This window comes from Prevotella sp. P6B4, from assembly GCF_000619985.1.
Lineage (GTDB): Bacteria > Bacteroidota > Bacteroidia > Bacteroidales > Bacteroidaceae > Prevotella.
In genome coordinates this window covers 1-20,526 of record NZ_JHVE01000009.1, presented here as the reverse complement: position 1 = coordinate 20,526, position 20,526 = coordinate 1, and the positions used below count along the sequence as shown (strand labels likewise).

The window sequence follows — 20,526 nt, the reverse complement described above, 5'->3', positions numbered from 1 at the left end:
TTATTTAAGTGTCTCATTAAATGCCAACGCATACATCTTGATCTGTTTCACCATGGCCAGCAGACCATTGCTGCGGGTAGGCGACAGATGCTCCTTCAGACCTATTTGTTCAATAAAGTACAGATCTGCATCCAGAATCTCCTGAGGCGTATGGTCGCTCAGCACACGAATCAGCAAGGCCACAATACCCTTCACAATCAGGGCATCGCTCTCTGCACTGAAGTGGATACTACCATCCACCAGATCGGCCTGCAACCACACACGGCTCTGACAGCCGTCAATCAGATTCTGCTCTGTCTTGTACTTCTCATCCAAAGGCTCCTGTTCGTTACCTAAATCGATGAGTAACTGATACTTATCCATCCAGTCGTCGAAACCACTGAACTCCTCGATAATCTCGTCCTGAATTTCGTTAATTGTCATAGCTCTAATTTTTGCCTGCAAAGTTACTAAATTTCCCCTATCCTACCAAACATCCACCATATTAAAATCAGTTAATTTTCAGCCTTAAGAAAATATAAATCTACAAATTGACTGAACATTTTTAGGGGTTCGTTGAAAGTATTTTGAAGGCTCGGAAATTCAGCCTATCTTTGCATCGGAAATCAGAAATGATTAGTTAGATAACGAGTTAGTTTTTTCATACATTTATAGGTTTTTGTTAGTATAATGATTAGTAATTGGTTAGTAAGTTAATTAGGGGGGGGCGCAGTGATGCGCCCCCCTAATGGTATGATCATGCTTTCGGTTCTACCGGTTCCAATCTGAAGAGCTTATCGCTCGGACGGATCTTATCGGTGACGGCTATCGACACGCGGGTGCCTTTCTCTGCCACTTCTACGGGACCATTGTCGCCGTGAATCTCGTTGGCTGTCACATACATCACGCCGGTGGTAGGACCTGTAATCAGCATCTTATCGCCCACCTTGAAGGTGTTGGCCTCAACGGTAAACTCGGCCACGCCCAACTTCGAGAAGTATTTCACGCCCTTACCTATATATACCTTACGCTCGGTAGCGTTCGATCCGTAGTGTTTGTTCCACTCGCCCATGAGCTGGCCCTGATAATAACCGTCCCAGAAACCGCGGTTGAACACGGTTGCCAGACGAGCATCCCACTCTTCCTTCTTCTCCTCGGTGAATGTTCCATCGAGCACAGCCTGTATGGCCTCCTTGTAGGTGGTAACCACAGTATAGACATATTCGGGACCACGGGCACGACCCTCAATCTTGAACACACGCACACCACTCTTCATCATACGGTCGATAAAGCGCACGGTCTTCAAGTCCTTCGGACTCATGATATACTTATTGTCGATATCCAGCTGATAGCCGGTCTCATTGTCGGTAGCTGTGTATGAACGACGGCACACCTGTATGCACTCACCACGATTCGCCGAACGGTTAGCAGCATGCAGACTCATGTAGCACTTACCGCTGATAGCCATGCAGAGGGCACCATGACAGAACATCTCGATACGGATCTGATTGCCGCTTGGGCCGCAGATATGCTGTTCCTCTACCTGACGGAAGATCTCAGCCACCTGATCCATGTTCAGCTCACGCGCCAGCACCACCACGTCGGCAAACTGGGCATAGAACTTCAAGGCCTCTATATTAGATATGTTAAGCTGGGTTGACAGATGAACCTCCTGTCCCACCTGATTACAATAGGTCATCACAGCCACATCGCTGGCAATGACAGCCGAGATGCCAGCCTCTTTGGCTGCATCGATAATCTCGTGCATCAAGGGGATATCCTCACCATAGATAATCGTGTTCACGGTGAGATAGCTCTTAATGCCATGTTCATCGCAGGTCTGAGCAATCTCGCGCAGATCGTCGATGGTAAAAGTTGTCGCCGAATGGGCGCGCATATTCAACTTCTCTATACCAAAGTAAATGCTGTCAGCCCCAGCCTGGATAGCTGCGGCAAGCGACTCGCGTGAGCCCACAGGGGCCATTATTTCGTAATCTTGTATCATCTTGATATTTTTTTGCAACGGACTACAGGACTTCAGGACTTTTTACTCCAAGGGGAACAGGCCGTATAGCTTCTGGTCTATCAGATCACATACCTGCTGGAAGTCCTCGGGGTTGTCGCCAAACTTACAGTTATCGCCATCAACGATAATCAGCGGGCCCTTATAAGTAGCAATCCAGTCCTCATAACGCTTCTCCAAGCCCTGCAGATAGTCCAGTCGCATGGTCTGCTCATACTCACGACCACGTTTCTGAATCTGAGCCACCAAGGTTGGGATACTTGAACGGATGTAGATCATGAGGTCGGGCAACTTCACGAGCGACATCATCAGATCGAACAGATCGGTATAGTTTGCAAAATCGCGATCGCTCATCAAGCCCTGTCCATGTAGATTAGGTGCAAAGATACGGGCATCCTCGAAGATGGTGCGATCCTGGATGATGGTATCCTTCGACTGGGCAATCTCAACCACCTCCTTGAAGCGCTTGTTCAGAAAGTAAATCTGCAGATTGAACGACCAACGAGGCATATCGGCATAGAAATCAGCCAGATACGGGTTATTATCCACGGGTTCGAAACGGGGAATCCAATTGTAACGATGTGCCAACAACTTAGTCAGCGTGGTCTTGCCACTACCAATGTTTCCTGCTACGGCAATATGCATAATTTATTTAAATTGAGAATTGACAATTGAGAATTAAAACAATCCGAAGAGTGTTGCATCGATTTTGTCGATGATGCCAGAGAGGTCCTTAGGAATATTAAGGAAGTCGAGATGATCTTTCTCGATAGTAATCACACGACCAGGGTATTTGTTCTTGATAAAATCGTCGTAACGGCGATTCAGGTTCTGCAGATACTCCAGTTGTATGCTCTGTTCGTAGTCACGGCCACGCTTTTGGATATTGCTTACCAGATGGGGCACCGAAGCACGCAGATAGATCATCAGGTCGGGAACCTTGACTACCGTCATCATCTGCTCAAACAGCTCCATATAAGTCTCGTAGTCGCGCTCGCTCAGGTTGCCCATATCGCGGTTATTCTCCATGAACACATACACACCCTCGTAGATGGTACGGTCCTGAATGATGGTATGATCGGCCTGGGCGATATCAATGAGATCATGGAAACGTTCCTTCAGGAAGTACACTTCCATATTGAACGACCAACGTTGGATATCACGGTAGTAATCTTCAAGATAGGGGTTATGGTCCACGGCCTCATACCTCGCCTCCCAGCCGTAATGACGGGCCAGAAGTCGGGTGAGCGTTGACTTTCCACTACCTATATTTCCTGCTACTGCGATATGCATACTCGTTGAATTGGGCTGCAAAGTTACGCAAAATATAAAACACAGAGACACAGAGATACCGAGTTTTTTGTTTTTTTAATATAATTCTCTGCACCTCTGTATCTCAGTCTTTTAAAAAAGTATTACCTTTGCGCCCATGAAACTTAAAACCGTGATCTTATATTGTATGGGGTTGGCAATGCTGGTGACCAGTTGTGCCCAGCAAACAAGTACCTACACACCAACGGGCAAACACTTCACCGTCGAGGTCATGAACCGCATGACCCCCGTGAAGGACCAGGGCGACAGCGAGACGTGCTGGATATACGCCATGCTGGCTGCCATCGAGACCGAGCACCTGAGCTGGGGCGATTCGGTCAACCTATCACCTTATTATATAGAGAAGCTGATTGAACAGGAGACAGCCTGCCCCGCCACCAAGCGTGGCGAGCCCACCACACTCATCACGATGATAGAGAAATACGGCATTTGTGGCTACGATGCCATGCGCAAAGTTGACACGCCTGCTCCCCAATGGGTATTCATGCTGGGCGCCCAATACACACCTCAGGAGTTTGCCCGTAGCGTGTGCAAGCCAGGCGAATACATAGCCCTGATGAGCAATGACAAGCTGCCCTACGATGAGGAGGCAGAACTGGACGTGCCCGACAACTGGACCCACGAACGCTACCTGAATATTCCCATGGACTCATTGTTAGCAAAGACCGTACGGGCAGTCAGGCACCACCACGGCGTGTGCTGGGAAGACCAGAACCACGCCATGGCCATTGTCGGCATTGCCCATGATGAAGCCGGCGAGCAGTATTTCGTGATGAAGAACTCATGGGGCGACAAGGGACAGTACAAAGGTCTGGAATACTACCCTATGGCACGGTTCAAGGATGAGACCGTAGCCGTGGAAATGACCCAGGAAGCCTACGAAGAATAAACAAGATATGGAGAAACTAATTATTGATGCACATAGCCATCTTTGGCTGAATCAGGACACAGTGGTCAACGGCACCCGTATCTGCCAGTTGGAACCCAACCGCAGTCGCTCGCTGTTCTTTGGTGAGGAACGACAGATGCTGCCCCCCTTCATGACCGACGGACAGAACACCGCCGAGCGTTTCCTCTCGAACATGGACTACGCCCAGGTGGCTGCTGCTGTAGTAACCCAGGAGTTCATCGACGGTATCCAGAACAGCTATCTGATACAAGTAGAGAACCGCTACCCCAACCGTTTCTTCACGTTTGGCATGCTGGATTATCGCTATCCGGGATACATGGAGATGGCACCGGCAGTGGTCGATTCCTTCAAGGGCATCAAAGTGCCTGCCGCCCGTTTGCCCCAACAGTTCCTGACCGACGAGATGATGCAGCTGATGCAGCTGCTGGAAGAGAAAGGCAGGATTCTCGGCATCGAGCTGATGGATGGCGATGCCCAGGTGGGGCAGATGGAGGAGATTATACAAGAGTGCCCCAACCTGAAAATAGCCATCGGCCATTTCGGCATGGTGACCCGCGAGGGCTGGATGAGTCAGATACGCCTGGCTCGTCACAAAAACGTCTTTGTAGAGAGTGGTGGCATCACCTGGCTCTTCAACGAAGAGTTCTATCCATTTCCCTCAGCCGTTCGTGCCATCAAGGAGGCTGCCGACGAGGTAGGCATGGAGAAACTGATGTGGGGCTCCGACTATCCACGCACCATCACCGCCATCACCTACAAGATGTCGTACGACTTCGTCCTGAAGTCGACCGAGCTGACCGACCGCGAAAAACAGCTCTTCTTAGGCGAGAATGCCAAGCAGTTCTTTGGTTTCGGCGAACTGCCACAATTACCGTATATCAAAAACATGAGTGAATAATATGATGAAGAAATTCATTTTATCAGTATGCGCCATGTGTCTGGCTGTTGTCAGCACCTGGGCTCAACAACCCGTATCACCCAACGGCAAACTGACCGTTGCAAACAGTGCCGCAGGCATCACTGTGAATTACCAGCAGAAACAAGTGCTCAACATCCCTGTGTTAGGTTATGAGGGCATCAAGAATAGCAGACTGAAATGGAAACCCACCCATAAGATTGCCGCCAACTACGAGATGCTGGCAGGTAAGAAATCCATCTGCACCAACGAGGCCAACGAATATGTGGCCAAGCTGAACGGCAGACTGCAACTGGTACTGCGCCTCTACAACGACGGCGCTGCCTTCCGCTACGAGCTGAGTGGCCTGAACGGCAAACTGCCCAAGGAGCAGACGGCCTACATGATTCCCGAAGGCACCAAGCGCTGGATGCTGCAGTGGACCGACAGCTACGAGGGCTTCTACCCCATGAGCACCACAGGCAAGATCAAGCCTATCGGTCGTATGGCTGGTGTGGTCAAATCGCCCGAGGGCTACAACCTGCGCTGGGGATTCCCCACACTGGTAGAACCTCAGGACGGCGTGTTCATGTTGCTTACCGAAGCTAATATCGAGCGTAACCAGGCTGCGGCATGTCTCTACACCGATGGCGACCTGCTGCGCGTCACCCCTGATGTGAACGAGATCAGCTTCAAGGGAAAGTGGCACTCACCCTGGCGTGTGGCCATCATAGGTTCGATGCAGGACCTCATCCAGAGCACCCTCGTCACCGATGTCAGCGAGCCATGTAAACTGCCAGACACCAACTGGATCAAGCCGGGTGTAGTATCATGGATATACTGGGCATACAACCATGGCTCAAACGACTATAACATCATCAGGAAATACGTCGACATGGCTGTCACACTCAAGTTACCTTACGTACTGATTGATGCCGAGTGGGATGAGATGCAAGATGGTAAGACCATCGAGGATGCCGTAGCTTACGCTAACCAGAAAGGCATCAAGCCCATGATCTGGTACAACTCATCAGTAGGCTGGATTGACGGCGCACCAACACCCAAGTTCCGCCTGAACAAGCCCGAAGACCGCGAAAAGGAGTTTGCCTGGTGCGAGAAGATCGGCGTGGCAGGCGTGAAGATCGACTTCTTCTCAGGCGACTGCCAGCGCGACATGACCTACTGCATCGACCTGCTGGAGTGCGCCGCCAAGCACCACCTGCTGGTCAACTTCCATGGCGCTACCGTACCTCGTGGCTGGCAGCGCACCTACCCCAACCTGCTTTCTACCGAGGGTGTATATGGTGCTGAGTGGTACAACAACGTGCCCACCTTTACCAAGGCAGCCGCCAGTCACAACACCACCCTGCCATTCACCCGTAACATCATCGGCCCGATGGACTACACCCCTTGTACCTTCAGCGATTCGCAGCACCCGCATATCACCAGCGATGCCCACGAGTTGGCGCTGACCGTACTCTACGAGAGTGCCCTGCAGCATCTCGCCGACAAGCCCGAGAGCTACCTCGCACAGCCACAGGCCGTACAGGATTTCTTCGGTCAGCTGCCCACCACCTGGGATGAGACACGCTATGTGAGCGGCTATCCTGGCGAAAGCGTGGTACTGGCCCGTCGCAGTGGCAACACCTGGTATGTAGCCGGTATCAACGGTACCGACAGCCAGAAGACACTCGATGTAGATCTGAGTTTCATCACAGGCAGCAACCACTGTGTGAAGACCTTTGCCGATGCTGATCCATCACAATGGCAACTGACTGGCAACAAGGACTGGTTGATCACTACAGGCAATCAGCTCCCGCGCCATATCACCACACAACCCCGTGGTGGCTTTGTGCTCGTCATCAAATAAACAACTATGACTAATAAATTTATTTTTGCTCTTTTCTTACTAACAAGTTATCAAAGTACAGCTCATGCTGATGGGAAGCTATCAGGCACCGTTATCGGCACGCTGGAAGCAGTCAATTATCAGACTGGTCAGAAGTCAACCACTGTCAACACCCGCGAGAACGCATTCGATGGCGATCTGAGCACGTTTTTTGCCTCGTGGGACAGAAGCTACACATGGACCGGACTGGACTTAGGTTCACCTCACGTCATCACCCGTGTGGGCTGGTCGCCCCGTAATGACGGACTGGGTGAAGGCAGAGTAGTATTAGGTGTATTCGAAGGCGCCAACCGCGAGGACTTTATGGATGCCCTCCCCATCTACCTGATCAGCGAAAAAGGTACCATCGGCACCATGTCGTATGCCGATGTGAACTGCTCACGTGGTTTCCGTTACGTACGCTACATCGGACCGTCGGATGCACGCTGTAACATTGCCGAGCTGGAGTTCTACGGCACCCCCGGCGAGGGCGACGATTCGCATCTTTATCAGGTAACCAACCTGCCCACAGTCAGTATCCACACGCTGAACGGCGAGATTCCTTACGACAAGGAGCACCAGATTACCTCGCAGCTCACCATCATCTCCGAAGACGGTACCCATCTGCTGTCAGAGCCTGGTACCACCAAGGAGCGTGGTAATGCCTCACGCCAGTTCCCCAAAAAGCCTTATCGCATCAAGTTCGACAAGAAACAGAACGTGCTCGACGCGCCAGCCAAAGCCAAGAAGTGGACACTGATCAACAACTATGGCGACAAGACGCTGATGCGTAATCTGCTGGCCTTCGAGCTGAGCCGCCGGATGGGACTGAGCTACACGCCCTATGGAACGGCAGTAGATGTCTTGTTGAATGGCGAATATAAGGGTTGCTATCAGCTGTGCGATCAGATTGAAGTCAACAAGAATCGTGTCAACATCACCGACGACAGCTATCTGATTGAGGTAGATGCCTATGCCTACGACGAGCCCGTGTATTTTGTATCCAATCAGAACAATCCCGTCACCATCAAGTCGCCCGACGAGGAGACCATCACCGCCGAGCAGGTCACCGACATCAAGAATTTCTTCAACAAGATGGAGAACCAGTGGAAAGAGTATCTTGACCTGAACAGCTTCCTGCGCCACTTCCTGGTGGGCGAGCTATCAGGCAATACCGACACCTATTGGAGTGTATATATGTATAAGCCCGCCGATGAGGAGATGCTATACACCGGTCCGGTATGGGATTTCGATCTGGCATTCAACAACGACAACCGCACCTACCCCATCACCAGCAACCGTTCCGACTATATCTACAGGAGCGGTGGCAGCTGCGCAGGCAACATGAAGCAGTTTGTGGATAAGATTGTGGTTAACGACACCTATTCCAAGCAACAGCTAACCGCCCTCTGGGGCGAAGCCCGCCAGAGGGGACTGACCGAGGAGAGCATGGTGGCCTATATCGACTCATTAGAACAGGCGCTGGACCAGTCGCAAAAGCTCAACTTCCTCCGTTGGCCCATCATGAATGAGTATGTACACCAGAACCCGCATATATGGGGTAGCTATACAGCCGAGGTAGAGAATGTGCGCCAGTATATGCAGCAGCGTATCGGCTGGATGGACCGCAAGCTGAACTACACCCATCAGTCCAGCGGCATCACCGATGTACCTCTCGATACAACCAAGAGCTATCAGGTTTACACGCTGGCAGGTCAACCTTGCGGCAACAGTCTCGATGCTCTGTCGCCCGGCATCTACATCGTGCGCCAAGGCCAGACCACCAAGAAGGTCATCGTTTCCCCTTATTGATGATGTAGATACCTGCCGTTGTCAGCGTTGCGGCAACAGCATATTTCCATTGGAACTCCTCAGCCAGGCAGAGACATGAGGTGACAGCACCTACAACCGGGATGAGCGAGTTCCATATTGCTATCTTACCCACCGGGTTGCAGGTCAGCAGTTTGTTGTAGAGTGTAAAGCCGATGGTAGAGATAGCGATAAGCATCAGCAGATAAAAAAGGCCGAGCAGGGTGACGTGGGGCAACGTGCCGCCTAACAGCAAACCGGGAATGATGAGCAGAGCACCGCCAACACCCAGACTGTAGCCCGTACCCACGAACACATCCACGCGCTTGTTTACGCCACGTGTCAGCAGGCCGGCAAAGGCACCGCATAGCGCGTTGAGAATAATCATGCCATCGCCGAGAATGGTAAAGGAACCACTCTCCGCACCACCTACATTGAGCGAGAGGATACCTCCAAAGCCGATGGTACAACCGATGATCTTACGCATGGTCAGTTTATCGCTCTTGAAGAACACACACGCCAGGATGACCAGTGTAAACACACTCAGGGAGTTCAGAATGGCTGCCCTACTGCCCTGGCTATGCGACAAGCCGATATAGAAAGCGGCATAATGCAGCGTGGTATTCAACAAGGTGAATGCCAGCAGGAACAGGCTGTTGCCCACGATATGCGCTTTCGCCTCATCCTTGAAGCTGAATGAGCGGTGCGTGAAGTATGCAATAGAGAGGATGATGATGCCCGAGATACAGAATCGGATACCGGCAAACAGCATCTTACTGCCCGTCATATCCGTTGTTATCTCGAACTCGTTGAACCCGAGTTTGATAAACGGATAAGCCCATCCCCACAGGAAGGCAGCCGTAAAAGCCATGAGTGCCGCCCATAGAGGACGCTGAAAAACACTTTGTTGCGAAATACTTTTTTCCATATTCGGGTGCAAAGTTACTCATTTTATTTGGAATACTCAAAAATACTTCTTACCTTTGCAGCATTAAGTGAAAGAAAAATGGAGTTAGAGAGATTAACAAAGTCGGTCTGCGAAGTGGCCAGACAGGCAGGCGCCTATATCAGAGAGGAGCGGAAGAAGTTCTCGTTAGAGCGTGTGGAACGTAAGCACGCTCACGATTATGTATCGTATGTGGACAAAGGCTCGGAGCAGCGTATTGTGAGTGCCCTGCGCGAGTTACTGCCCGAGGCAGGATTCATCACCGAGGAGGGAACAGCCAAGGATAAGCCCGCAGCCCTCACCTGGGTGGTCGACCCACTCGACGGCACTACCAACTTTATCCACCAGTATGCGCCTTATGCCGTTAGCATAGCCTTGTTGCAGGGCCACGAGGTGTTGATAGGCGTGGTTTACGAGGTGTGCCACGATGAGTGCTACTATGCATGGCAGGGCGGTGGTGCCTACTTAGACGGCAACAGGTTGCAGGTCAGCAACCAGCAGATTCAGGATGCCCTGCTCTGCCTGCAGCTGCCATACAACAGCGATGCCTACAGACCCGTCATCAAACGTCTCATCGATCAGTTCTATGGCCATGTAGGCAGCATCCGCATGTGCGGCTCGGCAGCCATGGCGTTATGCTATGTGGCAGCCGGACGTTTTGACGGTTATGCCGAACAGTATATCGGGCAATGGGACTTCATGGCAGGTGCCCTGATGGTGAAAGAGGCTGGCGGCACTGTCACCGACTATAACGGTCAGGCAGACTTCACACAAGGCAACAGCGTGGTAGCCACCAACGGACTCATTCAGCAGGACTTGCTCCACAGCATCCAATCCATCGGCAACGAATAAAAAATGCACGAAATGTGCATTATTTTCTATTTTTTTATTACCTTTGCAGCCAAAAATTACAGAGAATATGGAATCAAAGCTTGTCATTTATAATACGCTGACGCGACAGAAGGAGCGTTTCGAGCCGCTTCACGCCCCGAATGTGGGCATGTACGTGTGTGGACCAACGGTGTATGGCGATCCCCATCTAGGGCACGCCCGTCCCGCGATTACCTTCGATCTGGTGTTCCGCTATCTGAAACACCTGGGCTATAAGGTACGCTATGTACGCAACATCACCGATGTGGGCCATCTGGAGCACGATGCCGACGAGGGCGAGGACAAGATTGCCAAGAAGGCGCGCCTGGAGCAGTTGGAACCTATGGAGATTGCCCAGTACTACACCAACCGCTACCATCTGTATATGGATGCGCTGAACGTGCTGCGCCCCTCTATCGAACCCCACGCCACAGGTCATATCATCGAGCAGCAGCAGTTAGTGCAGCAGATTCTGGACAACGGCTTTGCCTACGAGAGCAACGGCTCTATCTACTTCGATATCGAGGCTTACAACAAGAAGTTCAAGTACGGCATCCTGAGCGGACGCTCATTAGAGAATATCAAGGATGCTTCGCGCGACAACCTCGACGGCGTAGGCGAGAAGCACAACCAGGCCGACTTCGCCCTGTGGAAGAAAGCACAGCCCGAGCACATCATGCGCTGGCCATCGCCCTGGAGCGACGGTTTCCCCGGCTGGCACTGCGAGTGTACCGCTATGGGCCGCAAGTATCTGGGCGAGGAGTTTGATATCCACGGCGGCGGCATGGACCTGATCTTCCCCCACCACGAGTGTGAGATTGCCCAGGCTCAGGCATCAATGGGTCATCCTGCCGTGAAATACTGGATGCACAACAACATGCTGACCATCAACGGTCAGAAGATGGGTAAGTCGTATAACAACTTCATCACCCTCGAGCAGTTCTTCACCGGCAAGCATGAATTGCTGGAGAAGCCCTACTCGCCCATGACCATCCGTTTCTTCGTGCTGAGTGCCCACTACCGTGGCACCGTCGACTTCTCGAACGAGGCCCTGCAGGCTGCCGAGAAGGGGTATGAGAAACTGATGAACGCCATTGCCGATCTGGAGCGCGTACAGGTTGCCGACAAGTGCGATGCCGAGACCGAGAAAATAGTAAAGGCCCTGCGCCAGAAGTGCTACGACGCCATGAACGACGATCTGGCCACACCGCTTGTGCTGAGCTATCTCTTCGAGGCTTGTACCGTGGTTAACAAGCTGATCGACCACAAGGCCACCATCTGTGCCGACTGCCTGAAGGAGCTCTCAGAGACCATGCGCCTCTTCGCCTTCGACATCCTTGGACTGAAGGAAGAGAAGAGCGGTACTAACGATGAGCGCGAGGCTGCTTTTGGTAAGGTAATGGACATGGTGCTTGAGTTGCGTGCCAAAGCCAAGGCCGACAAGGACTGGGCTACCAGCGACAAGATCCGCGACGAACTGGCAGCCGCCGGTTTCGAGGTGAAGGATACCAAGGACGGTGTCACCTGGAAGCTGAACAAGTAAATAAGAAAGCACAAGATACGAAAATCTCCCACTCAACTGAGCGGGAGATTTTTATTTAATAGCCTAATCCCACATAGCTGTGGGCGGGAATCCTGACATCGAACACCGATGCGCCATCGGGATAGCCGAAGAAACGGTTGCGCCCCCACATCGGTAGCATCTTGGGCAACTGGGCTGGTGAGAGCTTCTCGCCCGTCAGCAGATTACGCATAGCTGCTACCTTGGCACATACCACCACACGGATGCTGACCGCCTCGTCGTTAAAGTTCTCGACCACCATGGTCTTATTGTCATAAGGGAACAACGACACCTTCGACGGGCCCTCGATATAAGCGCCCACGTCCTTGCTCATGGCCCGACGGATGATGTTCAGCGCACCTGCGGGGAAATCATAGAGGTTACCGTAGTCATCAGGTATGGTCAGCACGAAGAGCGTACCTTTGGAGTAGGTATCGCGCAGGAGGATGGGATAGCCCGACACGCCCCCGTTCAGCGGACGACCGGCGCTCACCACCTCCCAGGCATCGTTGGTAAAGTACTTCACCTGAGGAATGATAAACTCACGCTCAGACTTGCCCGAATAGCCAAAGTCGTTGACAATGGCCTTCAGGTCGCCACAATAGAGCTCGCAGATATCGGCTATCTTTGAACGGATGGCCTTGAGCAGACCGGTAGTGATAATCACATCGCCCCCCTTCTTCAACTGCGCTTTGATTTTCTCCACTACCTGTGGATCCTTGGCAGCCTGCTCGGTGAGCAGTATCTGCTGACGGTCGGCGAGGAACTGCGGGTGCATATCCATCGGCAAGCCTATCATACCTAAGTAGTTCTGCAGGAAGTCTTCACCCGAAGAATGATAAGGCTTGTACGAGGCAAGACCGATGGGACGCCCCAGCTGCCCTATCAGCTTGTCCGTCTGATGCAGGGTCACATCGGCATAGCGTGCCAATGTGGTGGGCGTAACAGTCTTGCCGTTACGTGTATAGGGAGCCACCATCGCGTCGTAGTTGAAACTGCTGGCAGCCTCCTGCCACTTGGCGCGCTGCTGGGGCGTAATCTTCACCTCGCAGAGCTGCATGTAGTTCCACAGGATAATCTCCGGTGTCTTCGACAGCATGGTGAGATGCAGCTGCTCGGCATAACGGTCCATGCTCATGTGGATACCACCGGCATCCACCCAGCCACCGCCATTCTTGCCCGGGGCGATATTATCGAAGTAGCGCACCACATTATAGCTGAGATAGTTCTGCAGATGCTGTGCCGACCCTGGATCGCGCGTCTCGGTGCCAGTCCAGATGCCGTCAAAATACACGGGTTCTTCCTCGAGATTGAACCCCAGACCATGGAAATGGTCGTACCAGTTAGGGTATTTGACGATGACCTTCACCTTGGGATTCACCGCCTTGGCAGGATTAACCACCAGTTCACGTCCGGCATCAGCCATCAGTCGCAGGCGGTATTCTGTCCAGCTCTTCGCCCCCTTGGCAGCAATCTCGTCATCATTCTTCAGGTCGATAAAGAAGAAATCGTCGAGTATAAAGTCATCAAACAGTTTAGCCGTGTACTCAGCCACCTCCTTCACCACCTGGCGCTCGTCGGGACGGGCATAGCTGTAGGTCTCGAAATCGGTAGGTTCCGAACGGGTATAGGTGATACCGCCTCCCACCTCGAGTCCTTTCGACAGGAAGAACCTCTTCACCTTCAGCATGGTCTTCTCGGGCACTGTGAAGGCATCACGGTGCGTTTCAAGATAGATCTTGTCGAGGTCCACCTGTGAGTTAACCACTTCCCATGTTGATTTCAGGAACTTCTCATCGTCCATCCTCGCCACATCCTGCGCTCGGATATAAGTCGACACTTTAAAGTTCTGGAACTTGGGTTTGCCTGCCACCATGGGCAACGTCAGCCACACGGCTACAGCCGCGAATAGCATTTTGCTAAGATACTTCATACTACTTCTTAGTCTTAGGTTGATACTTTAATGTTATGAAAGAGTTGATGCTGCAAATATACGTTTTTTATCCTTACGTTAGCATTTTTATTAACAATTCTTTCAAAAAAAATAAAGTGACTGAAAAACCGCGAGTTAATTCAAACGATGAAACGAGCTGGCTCATTTCATCAATCGAGTTAACTCAGCAGAAAAAACGTCCGGATTTACGAAGTCGGAGATAATAATCATTTTTATGGATGATTTGTTGTTTCTCACCTTCTCCGCCCGCGTCAGTTCATTTATTTATTATTCTTTTGTTCTTCGATCTCAAATATCCCATGACAACTATATATATTATATTAATTGTGATGTATATAAGAAACAGAGAAATAACCAGTATTGTTTGCTTAATATAATCAGTCGCTGGATTTGTATGAAGATTTATAACCTCTTTTTCTGACTCATATTTATAACTAACCATAGTATCTATTAGTAAATAAAACATTATTATCCACAATAGAATACTGAATACTACATACCCCCTTTTAATAATAATCATTCCTATTTCGGATATATGGTTCCATCTAATAGCCGGTATTCCATCAAGCCTTCATTCTTGCTCCATTTAATATATTCAAAGTCATCAGCGCAAGGCTCCCTATTACCTAATGTAGAGTTTTTGTTATCTATAACGATAGTATCTTTTATTGAGGTACCATCTCCATTCAAATTTCTAGAATCTTTTTCTATGGAAAAACAATACCTTCCCCCTATGTGGAAACTGGCATATAATCCTTTATGTGAGTTCTTGGTGATAGAAACCCAAACTCTATGTCTGGTTGAATTGTGAACAAAAAAGCCTTCATAATATGCTACTGCATTATAATCTCCCAACACCTCTTGGCCTTCATTCTCTATAAATGGCGCTTTCTTATCGAAAACTTTCCTTTTTGTCATACATAAAAGATCACATCCATTCGTAGTCTCTAATCTCACAGTATCACCTAAAGAATACACATTTATCCACATCAAATCATCTTCTTCAAAGTGATACACGTTCTTGTAAATACAAGAAGACACTACAAAAACCAATAATATTGATAATAACTTTTTCATTATATCTTTAGATGAGTTTAAACTAATTAATATCCCCCAAACTTTCTCACAAATGTCCCAATACCATGATTTGGCATATAACTATTTGTATACACAGGATGGACCCTACCTTGTGAAGCGTGATTGGTGTTTTGTTGGATGCCAAGGGACAGTCCCTAGGCATGAGCATTATGTAATAAATGCCTGTTCCACTTTTCTTTCTTAATTGTCTCGTCATTTTTACGGATGATTTGGTTGTAAATTATTGGTGTCCGATATATGTTTTTATAGTTAGATTAATATGTAACCCCAAAACATACTCTGGAAGATCATCATTCACGTATTGTTTGAATAGTTCTTTAACTTTTTTCTTACTATATAACAATGTTGGCTCAATGAATTGTATATCACAAATCTCCATCTTATATTTTGCCAAAATTCTGTTTATCTGAGTATACAGAGGCGACTGTATGAGTTCTTGTTTAAAGAGCTCGTTCTCTTTCTGAATCTTATCATTGAGTTTCGTATGAGAACGCCTTATGTGTCCTAATTCTTTTTCCAATTTAGAGGAGACAGAAATTGAGAGTTCCATTGGAAGTTCCAAGCTAATATCTGTAAGTTTGCTCAATCCATGTCTGGTTGCGATATATGATAAAATATGGTTCAAATTTGAGCTATATACATCTTGACTTTGGTCTATCCTGGGAAGGAAAACAAGTATTACATGTTCACCGCCTACAGCTTTGGGCCCATAGTCTATCCATTTACAGCTAAAGAGTGGTTCTCGATTTGAGGACAATGAATTCTGATAAGTTGCACGATCAAAAAACTCATAATGAGTATTAGTAAAGTGCTGATCGTTGAACTGACGACTCATCACGTGAACATAATAGTTATTTATGCTATCCAGGCTTTGATATTGGGCTTTACAATTTCCCCAAATACTCGCCAGTAAATATAACAAAAGATATCTATTCATAAAATTTAATTGTTTCAACAGAATCCCGATATGCCATAATCTGTTTTTGCTCCTTACGATGCTGACAATAGAGTGGTAACCCAACAAGAAGTGCTACTGTCATAACGGCTATAAATAACACATATTTCTTCACAAAATCTCTTTACTTTATTTATACACCTCCTCGCCATTCAGCATGATGGGGATTGCATCTCTTATCATTCCTTGTTTATTAGTCTTGTCTATCAGACTATCACCAAAGAATGTTAGATAGCAATTTTTAGGCTCATACAGTCTAATCACATGTTTTTCCTTCTTGTTTAACATTTCATATTCCTTTGGGAACAGCAACTTGGCATATTCCTGGACTGCAGAATCCGTGATCCTGCAGAATCTTCTTTCTATAGGAAAGATGGGATGTGCATTATCATGCGAGAATATCACATAATGACCATTCACCTTACACAGGTCAAATGGTGCATGATATTTTATATCGCTTATATCATACACAGGGAATACGACATACCGATAAATACTATCGTTGATATCTTTAGAGGCAATTCCCACATAGATAGAATCCCCTTGTTCGATATATTTCTTATTATCTTTATAAAGGAAATCCTGATAATCGGTTATCGCCTCAATCAAATCCTTATTCCTGATTTCAACAGTACACTCCAATTCGCTATTCTCCTTGTTCCCATTTTGGGCGCAGCTTGAGAATAAAAAAAGCACAAATAAACACACAAACTTATACATATAAATATAGAATTTTTATCATTAATATTTCCTGCTGGATTTGGAAAAAATATTGTAATACCAGTCAACCAGGAAAGATGGCGTCCCCAGTCACCTACGCCCCCCATCAATCATGACATGAATACTCTTGGGGAAACCTATATTGTTTTTCATATATAAATAATCATCTAAAGACAAAGCCATCTTTTGAAGATAATCCTTTATTTCTGGTATATCACATTTGCTGCCGAATATCTCATAATCCGCCCAAGAATTTTCGTAATCGCACCATCTTCCCCAACTACAGCTATCACCAAAGATGCGATAATTGTTGTATGGCATATTAAACAAAACAGTAGAAATGAAACCTCCAGACTGTAATTGCTCCCAACTTGTAGTAACTGGTATCTTCAGTTGAAACGCCGTATCTTCCACCGAATCCTCAACGATATAGAGAAAACGATCGCCACACGCTTGGCAAATCTTTTGGATAAGATGATAGGTATCTTCCATAAACAGCGGAGAGGAAATCAGAAGTGTTGTTTCATAAGCAGGTTGGAAAAGCATATTAACAGGAGATGTGCATATCTTAAATTCTGCAACTCCAACGGGCTTGAATACTTTCTGCATTTTGGGAGCACACTCCTGAAGATACTCATCAGTACTTAGAGCAAAGTCTGACAAGAACTTCGATGCATGACTGAAGCCATCACTGCTTTTCGTAACAGAAGAACCAAACATTTCTTCGTAATATACATCAGAATACTTCTTTAGACAATTTATAATTTCCATTGTTTAACCCTTCCAATCTTTCTTACCTTACGATTTATTCCAAACTACCAGACTCATCTATACCGACTTCCCGACAGACACAGTCTTTCAAATCATCGCATGTCACATACCACGAACGGACGCCATTCTGGCATACAATTCACAATTTATAGACACACCTCCTCGCCATTAAGTTTTACAATGACTTTATCTCTTGGACTGCCACATTTGTAGGTTTTATCAATCAAGCTGTCGCCAAGGAACGTTAGATAGCAATCTGTGGGGTGGCAAATATCCAGGATTTTCCCTTTAGGATTATCTTTATATTCGTTGGGAAAAAGAATCTTTGAATACTTGATATATGCATCATCAGAAAGAACACTAAATCTTCTTTCCTGGCGGATAATCATTGACAGAAGAGCATGCGAGTATAATACGTGGTGTCCATTTACTTTGCAAAGGTCAAAGGGAGCAAGCACAGGAAGAATCAACATACCACGAACAGGACTTAGGTAATATCGATATATGCTGTCATTAATATCTCTTGACCAAATGCCTACATAGACAGAATCTCCTGATTCAATATCTTTTTTGTATTCGCTATACATCATATTCTGGTATTCTGTAATCGCTCCTACCAGATCCTTATTTCTGATTTCAACAGTACACTCCAATTCGCTATTCTCCTTGTTGTCATCTGATGTGCAACAGGAAAAAAGGCCAAGTAGCATTATCAGTTTAATGGCTTTTTTATTCATATATCGAAATGATTTAATTAATTTGGTGGCAAAGGTAGAGAAATATCATTAAAACGCCAAAAATGAAATAGCTTTTTTTCGTCAGAATATCCAGAAACCAAGCCTTACAAAGCGTCAAAAAACTCTATACGACAGCAAGTTACAGAAATAATTCGTCAAAATTCGTCAAAAGCATATTAGCGCCTGAACAAGGCTTTTCTAAACCAGTTGGAGGGCAGCGTACTCTCAAGTGGCGTCGCTGCAATTTGCTTTTTTTTGAAAAGTACCTAAGGAATAGATGATTTGTTGATTCTCACCTTCTCCAGTCCATGATCTCTCTGAACACAACCTATAAATTACATTTTATTCATAAGTTCATACAAATAGGCAGGGCTTTGCACATACAATTCACCTTCTTCATCTTGCAACATTTCAATTAAAGGAGAATTATATACACGTTCCATCGCTTGTTCTATAGAGCAGCCTGTATCTTCTATCACATACTTAACCAATTCGCTCAAAGCATAATTAGTCAGGTAAGTAGCCATTTGATTATGTGTTGGCTGATTCATACGCTTTCAACTTTTATTTTCCTGAGAAAAGCTAAGGCCTGTTCCGTCCCCAAATAGTACTGCAGGTCAAGATACTTGTCCTGAAGCAACTTAGCAGCCTCTTCCGGAGAATAAATACCCTCATGATAGTTTGTAATTTGCAGAACCACACCATCATCAGCAATTGGCCCAATAACAACATCGAAATCATGTATTGTCTTAGTATTCTTTCTATTGCGGTTAGCATCCACAAACAAGAACCATTCTGTAGTAGCTTTCTCCGGAAAGACCTTGACTTTCAAGTTTGACTTCATAGCTGTATCATCAAACTCATAAGTAATCAGAGTTGGTGTACCACCAAAAAGACGAGCTTTTTTTTGCGCCATACGGATTGCTGTATTTCTATCGGGCGTAAGATAGAACCCTTTGCCAAAGTCCTTATACTGCAAGCCCTTAGCAAGATCTATCACCTCAATATCTACATTTGTACCATGATAAAGTATCATGACAACGTTCCTCCATTCTTTTGACAGATGATAAGCAAGTCATCAATAGTCTCATCCATAGACTGCAGATGTTCCACATCATAAAATTCAATTAGGAATGAAAGCCCTTTATGCTTATGAAGATATTGGAAAGCAGCTTGCCTAGTCATAGCAAACCGTTTTCCAAAAGCATGAATGCATGCCGTCAAGAAGGGTATCTCATACTTGCTCATATCTTTATGATTGTTTATATTGCTGCAAAGATAAAGATAATTTCCGAAAGTTCCAAACTTTTAAGAAAAAATATAATTAATCAAAAAGTCGGAGTTGAGGAGCAAGGTGTCGGTTCTTGTGATCATTTTCATCTCTATAACTTTTGTATTACACCAAACGAAATACCTGTTCCTCTCTTCATGCTTAATTGTCTCGTCATATTTATGGTTTATTTTAATTCACCAGACCAAAGGGACATTCTGCCCCCTTGTTTACTTGGTCTTTAAAAACTGGGATTCGTATTTTTTATCCATTTTGACAGAAACATTTAGTTCCTTGCACATCCGATTAAAGTCAGACTCAGCCATTGGACCAAATACTTTGGCATCCTGCTTGCGAATAATCCAATAGCAATCTTGTATGCTAAGCATTTTGTCCAAGAGCGTCTTCAGACTATCTGTCGCGTCTTGAGAATGTATAGTGGAATCTGAATATTCCTTATATGTGTCGATATAATACTCACGATAATATGTACTATCTGGTTTTTGATATGCTATTATAAAATTATTGTAAATGATAACGCAAAAGTATACCAACAAATAATTCAATAGTATACCAGTCCAAAAGAGCGCTGCAAATATACAAAGAGTTGGTTATACATTACTTTTTTCTATTAATTTTTTTGTTTCTTTAATACGATATGACGTACCTGTCATGTTGACGAGATACGATTTGTGACACAGTCTGTCTACTAGAGCGGAGCACAAGACTTTATCCTTGAGCACCTCTTCCCACCTCGTAAAAGGCAGGTTCGTGGTGATGATGGTAGCTCTCTTTCCTGTCCGCAGAG

Annotated in this window: 22 protein-coding genes; 7 read left to right on the top strand and 15 right to left on the bottom strand. The window is 47.0% G+C overall.

The features are described 5' to 3' along the window. The 4 genes from T491_RS0107380 to T491_RS0107365 all read right to left on the bottom strand — a co-directional run bounded on the left by T491_RS0107380 (position 1) and on the right by T491_RS0107365 (position 3,295). The gene (locus T491_RS0107380) at positions 1-423 is read right to left on the bottom strand and encodes a SufE family protein (RefSeq protein ID WP_028903326.1); all 423 of its coding nucleotides are present in this window, start codon (positions 421-423) and stop codon (positions 1-3) included. A 313-nt stretch (positions 424-736) separates the two neighbouring features. Further along, on the bottom strand, positions 737-1,984 hold the full coding sequence (locus T491_RS0107375) for a peptidase U32 family protein (RefSeq protein ID WP_036915639.1): 1,248 nt from the start codon (positions 1,982-1,984) through the stop codon (positions 737-739). A 42-nt stretch (positions 1,985-2,026) separates the two neighbouring features. Beyond that, a complete protein-coding gene (locus T491_RS0107370; RefSeq protein ID WP_028903324.1) occupies positions 2,027-2,647 on the bottom strand; it encodes a deoxynucleoside kinase in 621 nt (206 codons plus the stop codon). Between the two features lie 33 nt (positions 2,648-2,680). After that, the gene (locus T491_RS0107365; protein ID WP_028903323.1) at positions 2,681-3,295 is read right to left on the bottom strand and encodes a deoxynucleoside kinase; all 615 of its coding nucleotides are present in this window, start codon (positions 3,293-3,295) and stop codon (positions 2,681-2,683) included. A 136-nt stretch (positions 3,296-3,431) separates the two neighbouring features. Between T491_RS0107365 and T491_RS0107360 the strand changes: the two genes are divergently transcribed. The 4 genes from T491_RS0107360 to T491_RS0107345 are packed head-to-tail and all read left to right on the top strand — an operon-like array spanning position 3,432 to position 8,839. Beyond that, positions 3,432-4,223, top strand: coding sequence for a C1 family peptidase (locus T491_RS0107360; RefSeq protein ID WP_028903322.1), 792 nt, complete (start codon positions 3,432-3,434; stop codon positions 4,221-4,223). A gap of 7 nt (positions 4,224-4,230) precedes the next feature. Beyond that, positions 4,231-5,142 carry an amidohydrolase gene (locus T491_RS0107355; RefSeq protein WP_028903321.1) on the top strand — a complete coding sequence of 304 codons (912 nt, stop codon included), beginning with the start codon at positions 4,231-4,233 and terminating at the stop codon, positions 5,140-5,142. A gap of 1 nt (position 5,143) precedes the next feature. Then, a complete protein-coding gene (locus T491_RS0107350; protein ID WP_231480206.1) occupies positions 5,144-7,009 on the top strand; it encodes a glycoside hydrolase family 97 protein in 1,866 nt (621 codons plus the stop codon). 6 nt (positions 7,010-7,015) lie between these two features. Then, the gene (locus T491_RS0107345; RefSeq protein WP_028903319.1) at positions 7,016-8,839 is read left to right on the top strand and encodes a CotH kinase family protein; all 1,824 of its coding nucleotides are present in this window, start codon (positions 7,016-7,018) and stop codon (positions 8,837-8,839) included. Here the strand turns inward: T491_RS0107345 and T491_RS0107340 are convergent. After that, positions 8,820-9,764 (bottom strand): DMT family transporter, encoded by a 945-nt coding sequence (locus tag T491_RS0107340; protein ID WP_036915636.1) that lies wholly within the window; start codon positions 9,762-9,764, stop codon positions 8,820-8,822. The two genes, T491_RS0107345 and T491_RS0107340, sit on opposite strands and share 20 nt — an antisense overlap. Positions 9,765-9,842: 78 nt before the next feature. Here T491_RS0107340 and T491_RS0107335 point away from each other — a divergent pair, with 78 nt between their 5' ends. Continuing rightward, positions 9,843-10,634: an inositol monophosphatase family protein gene (locus T491_RS0107335; protein ID WP_028903317.1), complete on the top strand. Its 792-nt coding sequence runs from the start codon at positions 9,843-9,845 to the stop codon at positions 10,632-10,634. Positions 10,635-10,701: 67 nt separating this feature from the next. Continuing rightward, positions 10,702-12,195, top strand: a complete 1,494-nt coding sequence (gene cysS, locus T491_RS0107330) for a cysteine--tRNA ligase (protein ID WP_028903316.1) — start codon at positions 10,702-10,704, stop codon at positions 12,193-12,195. A gap of 55 nt (positions 12,196-12,250) precedes the next feature. On the opposite strand, the gene T491_RS15955 is transcribed toward cysS, so the two are convergent. The 9 genes from T491_RS15955 to T491_RS0107280 all read right to left on the bottom strand — a co-directional run bounded on the left by T491_RS15955 (position 12,251) and on the right by T491_RS0107280 (position 19,633). Then, entirely contained in the window at positions 12,251-14,146 is a 1,896-nt protein-coding gene (locus T491_RS15955) for a hypothetical protein (protein WP_155950071.1), read from the bottom strand. Positions 14,147-14,689: 543 nt separating this feature from the next. Further along, on the bottom strand, positions 14,690-15,244 hold the full coding sequence (locus T491_RS0107315; RefSeq protein WP_155950070.1) for a hypothetical protein: 555 nt from the start codon (positions 15,242-15,244) through the stop codon (positions 14,690-14,692). 241 nt (positions 15,245-15,485) lie between these two features. After that, entirely contained in the window at positions 15,486-16,202 is a 717-nt protein-coding gene (locus tag T491_RS0107310) for a hypothetical protein (protein WP_028903313.1), read from the bottom strand. 147 nt (positions 16,203-16,349) lie between these two features. Further along, the gene (locus T491_RS0107305) at positions 16,350-16,940 is read right to left on the bottom strand and encodes a hypothetical protein (protein ID WP_028903312.1); all 591 of its coding nucleotides are present in this window, start codon (positions 16,938-16,940) and stop codon (positions 16,350-16,352) included. Positions 16,941-17,030: 90 nt separating this feature from the next. Beyond that, positions 17,031-17,711, bottom strand: a complete 681-nt coding sequence (locus tag T491_RS0107300) for a hypothetical protein (protein ID WP_028903311.1) — start codon at positions 17,709-17,711, stop codon at positions 17,031-17,033. Between the two features lie 146 nt (positions 17,712-17,857). Beyond that, positions 17,858-18,448: a hypothetical protein gene (locus tag T491_RS0107295; RefSeq protein ID WP_028903310.1), complete on the bottom strand. Its 591-nt coding sequence runs from the start codon at positions 18,446-18,448 to the stop codon at positions 17,858-17,860. A 335-nt stretch (positions 18,449-18,783) separates the two neighbouring features. After that, positions 18,784-18,999, bottom strand: a complete 216-nt coding sequence (locus T491_RS0107290) for a hypothetical protein (protein WP_033147302.1) — start codon at positions 18,997-18,999, stop codon at positions 18,784-18,786. Beyond that, on the bottom strand, positions 18,996-19,484 hold the full coding sequence (locus T491_RS0107285; RefSeq protein WP_028903308.1) for a DUF3990 domain-containing protein: 489 nt from the start codon (positions 19,482-19,484) through the stop codon (positions 18,996-18,998). Before T491_RS0107285 ends, T491_RS0107290 begins: the two co-directional genes overlap by 4 nt. After that, complete coding sequence (locus T491_RS0107280; RefSeq protein WP_231480212.1) at positions 19,481-19,633, bottom strand: DUF3791 domain-containing protein; 153 nt, start codon at positions 19,631-19,633, stop codon at positions 19,481-19,483. Before T491_RS0107280 ends, T491_RS0107285 begins: the two co-directional genes overlap by 4 nt. Between T491_RS0107280 and T491_RS17890 the strand changes: the two genes are divergently transcribed. Continuing rightward, a complete protein-coding gene (locus T491_RS17890) occupies positions 19,601-19,963 on the top strand; it encodes a hypothetical protein (protein ID WP_197018825.1) in 363 nt (120 codons plus the stop codon). The genes T491_RS0107280 and T491_RS17890 overlap by 33 nt on opposite strands. Positions 19,964-20,329: 366 nt before the next feature. Here the strand turns inward: T491_RS17890 and T491_RS15950 are convergent. Then, positions 20,330-20,526 (bottom strand): ATP-binding protein (locus T491_RS15950; RefSeq protein WP_036915631.1); only part of this gene is annotated, 197 nt, incomplete at its 5' end.

Bases quoted from the DNA above. Each gene is read 5' to 3' on its own strand.
- T491_RS0107380 (WP_028903326.1), bottom strand. From the start codon at position 423: ATGACAATTAACGAAATTCAGGACGAGATTATCGAGGAGTTCAGTGGT.
- T491_RS0107375 (WP_036915639.1), bottom strand. From the start codon at position 1,984: ATGATACAAGATTACGAAATAATGGCCCCTGTGGGCTCACGCGAGTCG.
- T491_RS0107370 (WP_028903324.1), bottom strand. From the start codon at position 2,647: ATGCATATTGCCGTAGCAGGAAACATTGGTAGTGGCAAGACCACGCTG.
- T491_RS0107365 (WP_028903323.1), bottom strand. From the start codon at position 3,295: ATGCATATCGCAGTAGCAGGAAATATAGGTAGTGGAAAGTCAACGCTC.
- T491_RS0107360 (WP_028903322.1), top strand. From the start codon at position 3,432: ATGAAACTTAAAACCGTGATCTTATATTGTATGGGGTTGGCAATGCTG.
- T491_RS0107355 (WP_028903321.1), top strand. From the start codon at position 4,231: ATGGAGAAACTAATTATTGATGCACATAGCCATCTTTGGCTGAATCAG.
- T491_RS0107350 (WP_231480206.1), top strand. From the start codon at position 5,144: ATGATGAAGAAATTCATTTTATCAGTATGCGCCATGTGTCTGGCTGTT.
- T491_RS0107345 (WP_028903319.1), top strand. From the start codon at position 7,016: ATGACTAATAAATTTATTTTTGCTCTTTTCTTACTAACAAGTTATCAA.
- T491_RS0107340 (WP_036915636.1), bottom strand. From the start codon at position 9,764: ATGGAAAAAAGTATTTCGCAACAAAGTGTTTTTCAGCGTCCTCTATGG.
- T491_RS0107335 (WP_028903317.1), top strand. From the start codon at position 9,843: ATGGAGTTAGAGAGATTAACAAAGTCGGTCTGCGAAGTGGCCAGACAG.
- cysS (WP_028903316.1), top strand. From the start codon at position 10,702: ATGGAATCAAAGCTTGTCATTTATAATACGCTGACGCGACAGAAGGAG.
- T491_RS15955 (WP_155950071.1), bottom strand. From the start codon at position 14,146: ATGAAGTATCTTAGCAAAATGCTATTCGCGGCTGTAGCCGTGTGGCTG.
- T491_RS0107315 (WP_155950070.1), bottom strand. From the start codon at position 15,244: ATGAAAAAGTTATTATCAATATTATTGGTTTTTGTAGTGTCTTCTTGT.
- T491_RS0107310 (WP_028903313.1), bottom strand. From the start codon at position 16,202: ATGAATAGATATCTTTTGTTATATTTACTGGCGAGTATTTGGGGAAAT.
- T491_RS0107305 (WP_028903312.1), bottom strand. From the start codon at position 16,940: ATGTATAAGTTTGTGTGTTTATTTGTGCTTTTTTTATTCTCAAGCTGC.
- T491_RS0107300 (WP_028903311.1), bottom strand. From the start codon at position 17,711: ATGGAAATTATAAATTGTCTAAAGAAGTATTCTGATGTATATTACGAA.
- T491_RS0107295 (WP_028903310.1), bottom strand. From the start codon at position 18,448: ATGAATAAAAAAGCCATTAAACTGATAATGCTACTTGGCCTTTTTTCC.
- T491_RS0107290 (WP_033147302.1), bottom strand. From the start codon at position 18,999: ATGAATCAGCCAACACATAATCAAATGGCTACTTACCTGACTAATTAT.
- T491_RS0107285 (WP_028903308.1), bottom strand. From the start codon at position 19,484: ATGATACTTTATCATGGTACAAATGTAGATATTGAGGTGATAGATCTT.
- T491_RS17890 (WP_197018825.1), top strand. From the start codon at position 19,601: ATGAAGATATTGGAAAGCAGCTTGCCTAGTCATAGCAAACCGTTTTCC.
- T491_RS0107280 (WP_231480212.1), bottom strand. From the start codon at position 19,633: ATGACTAGGCAAGCTGCTTTCCAATATCTTCATAAGCATAAAGGGCTT.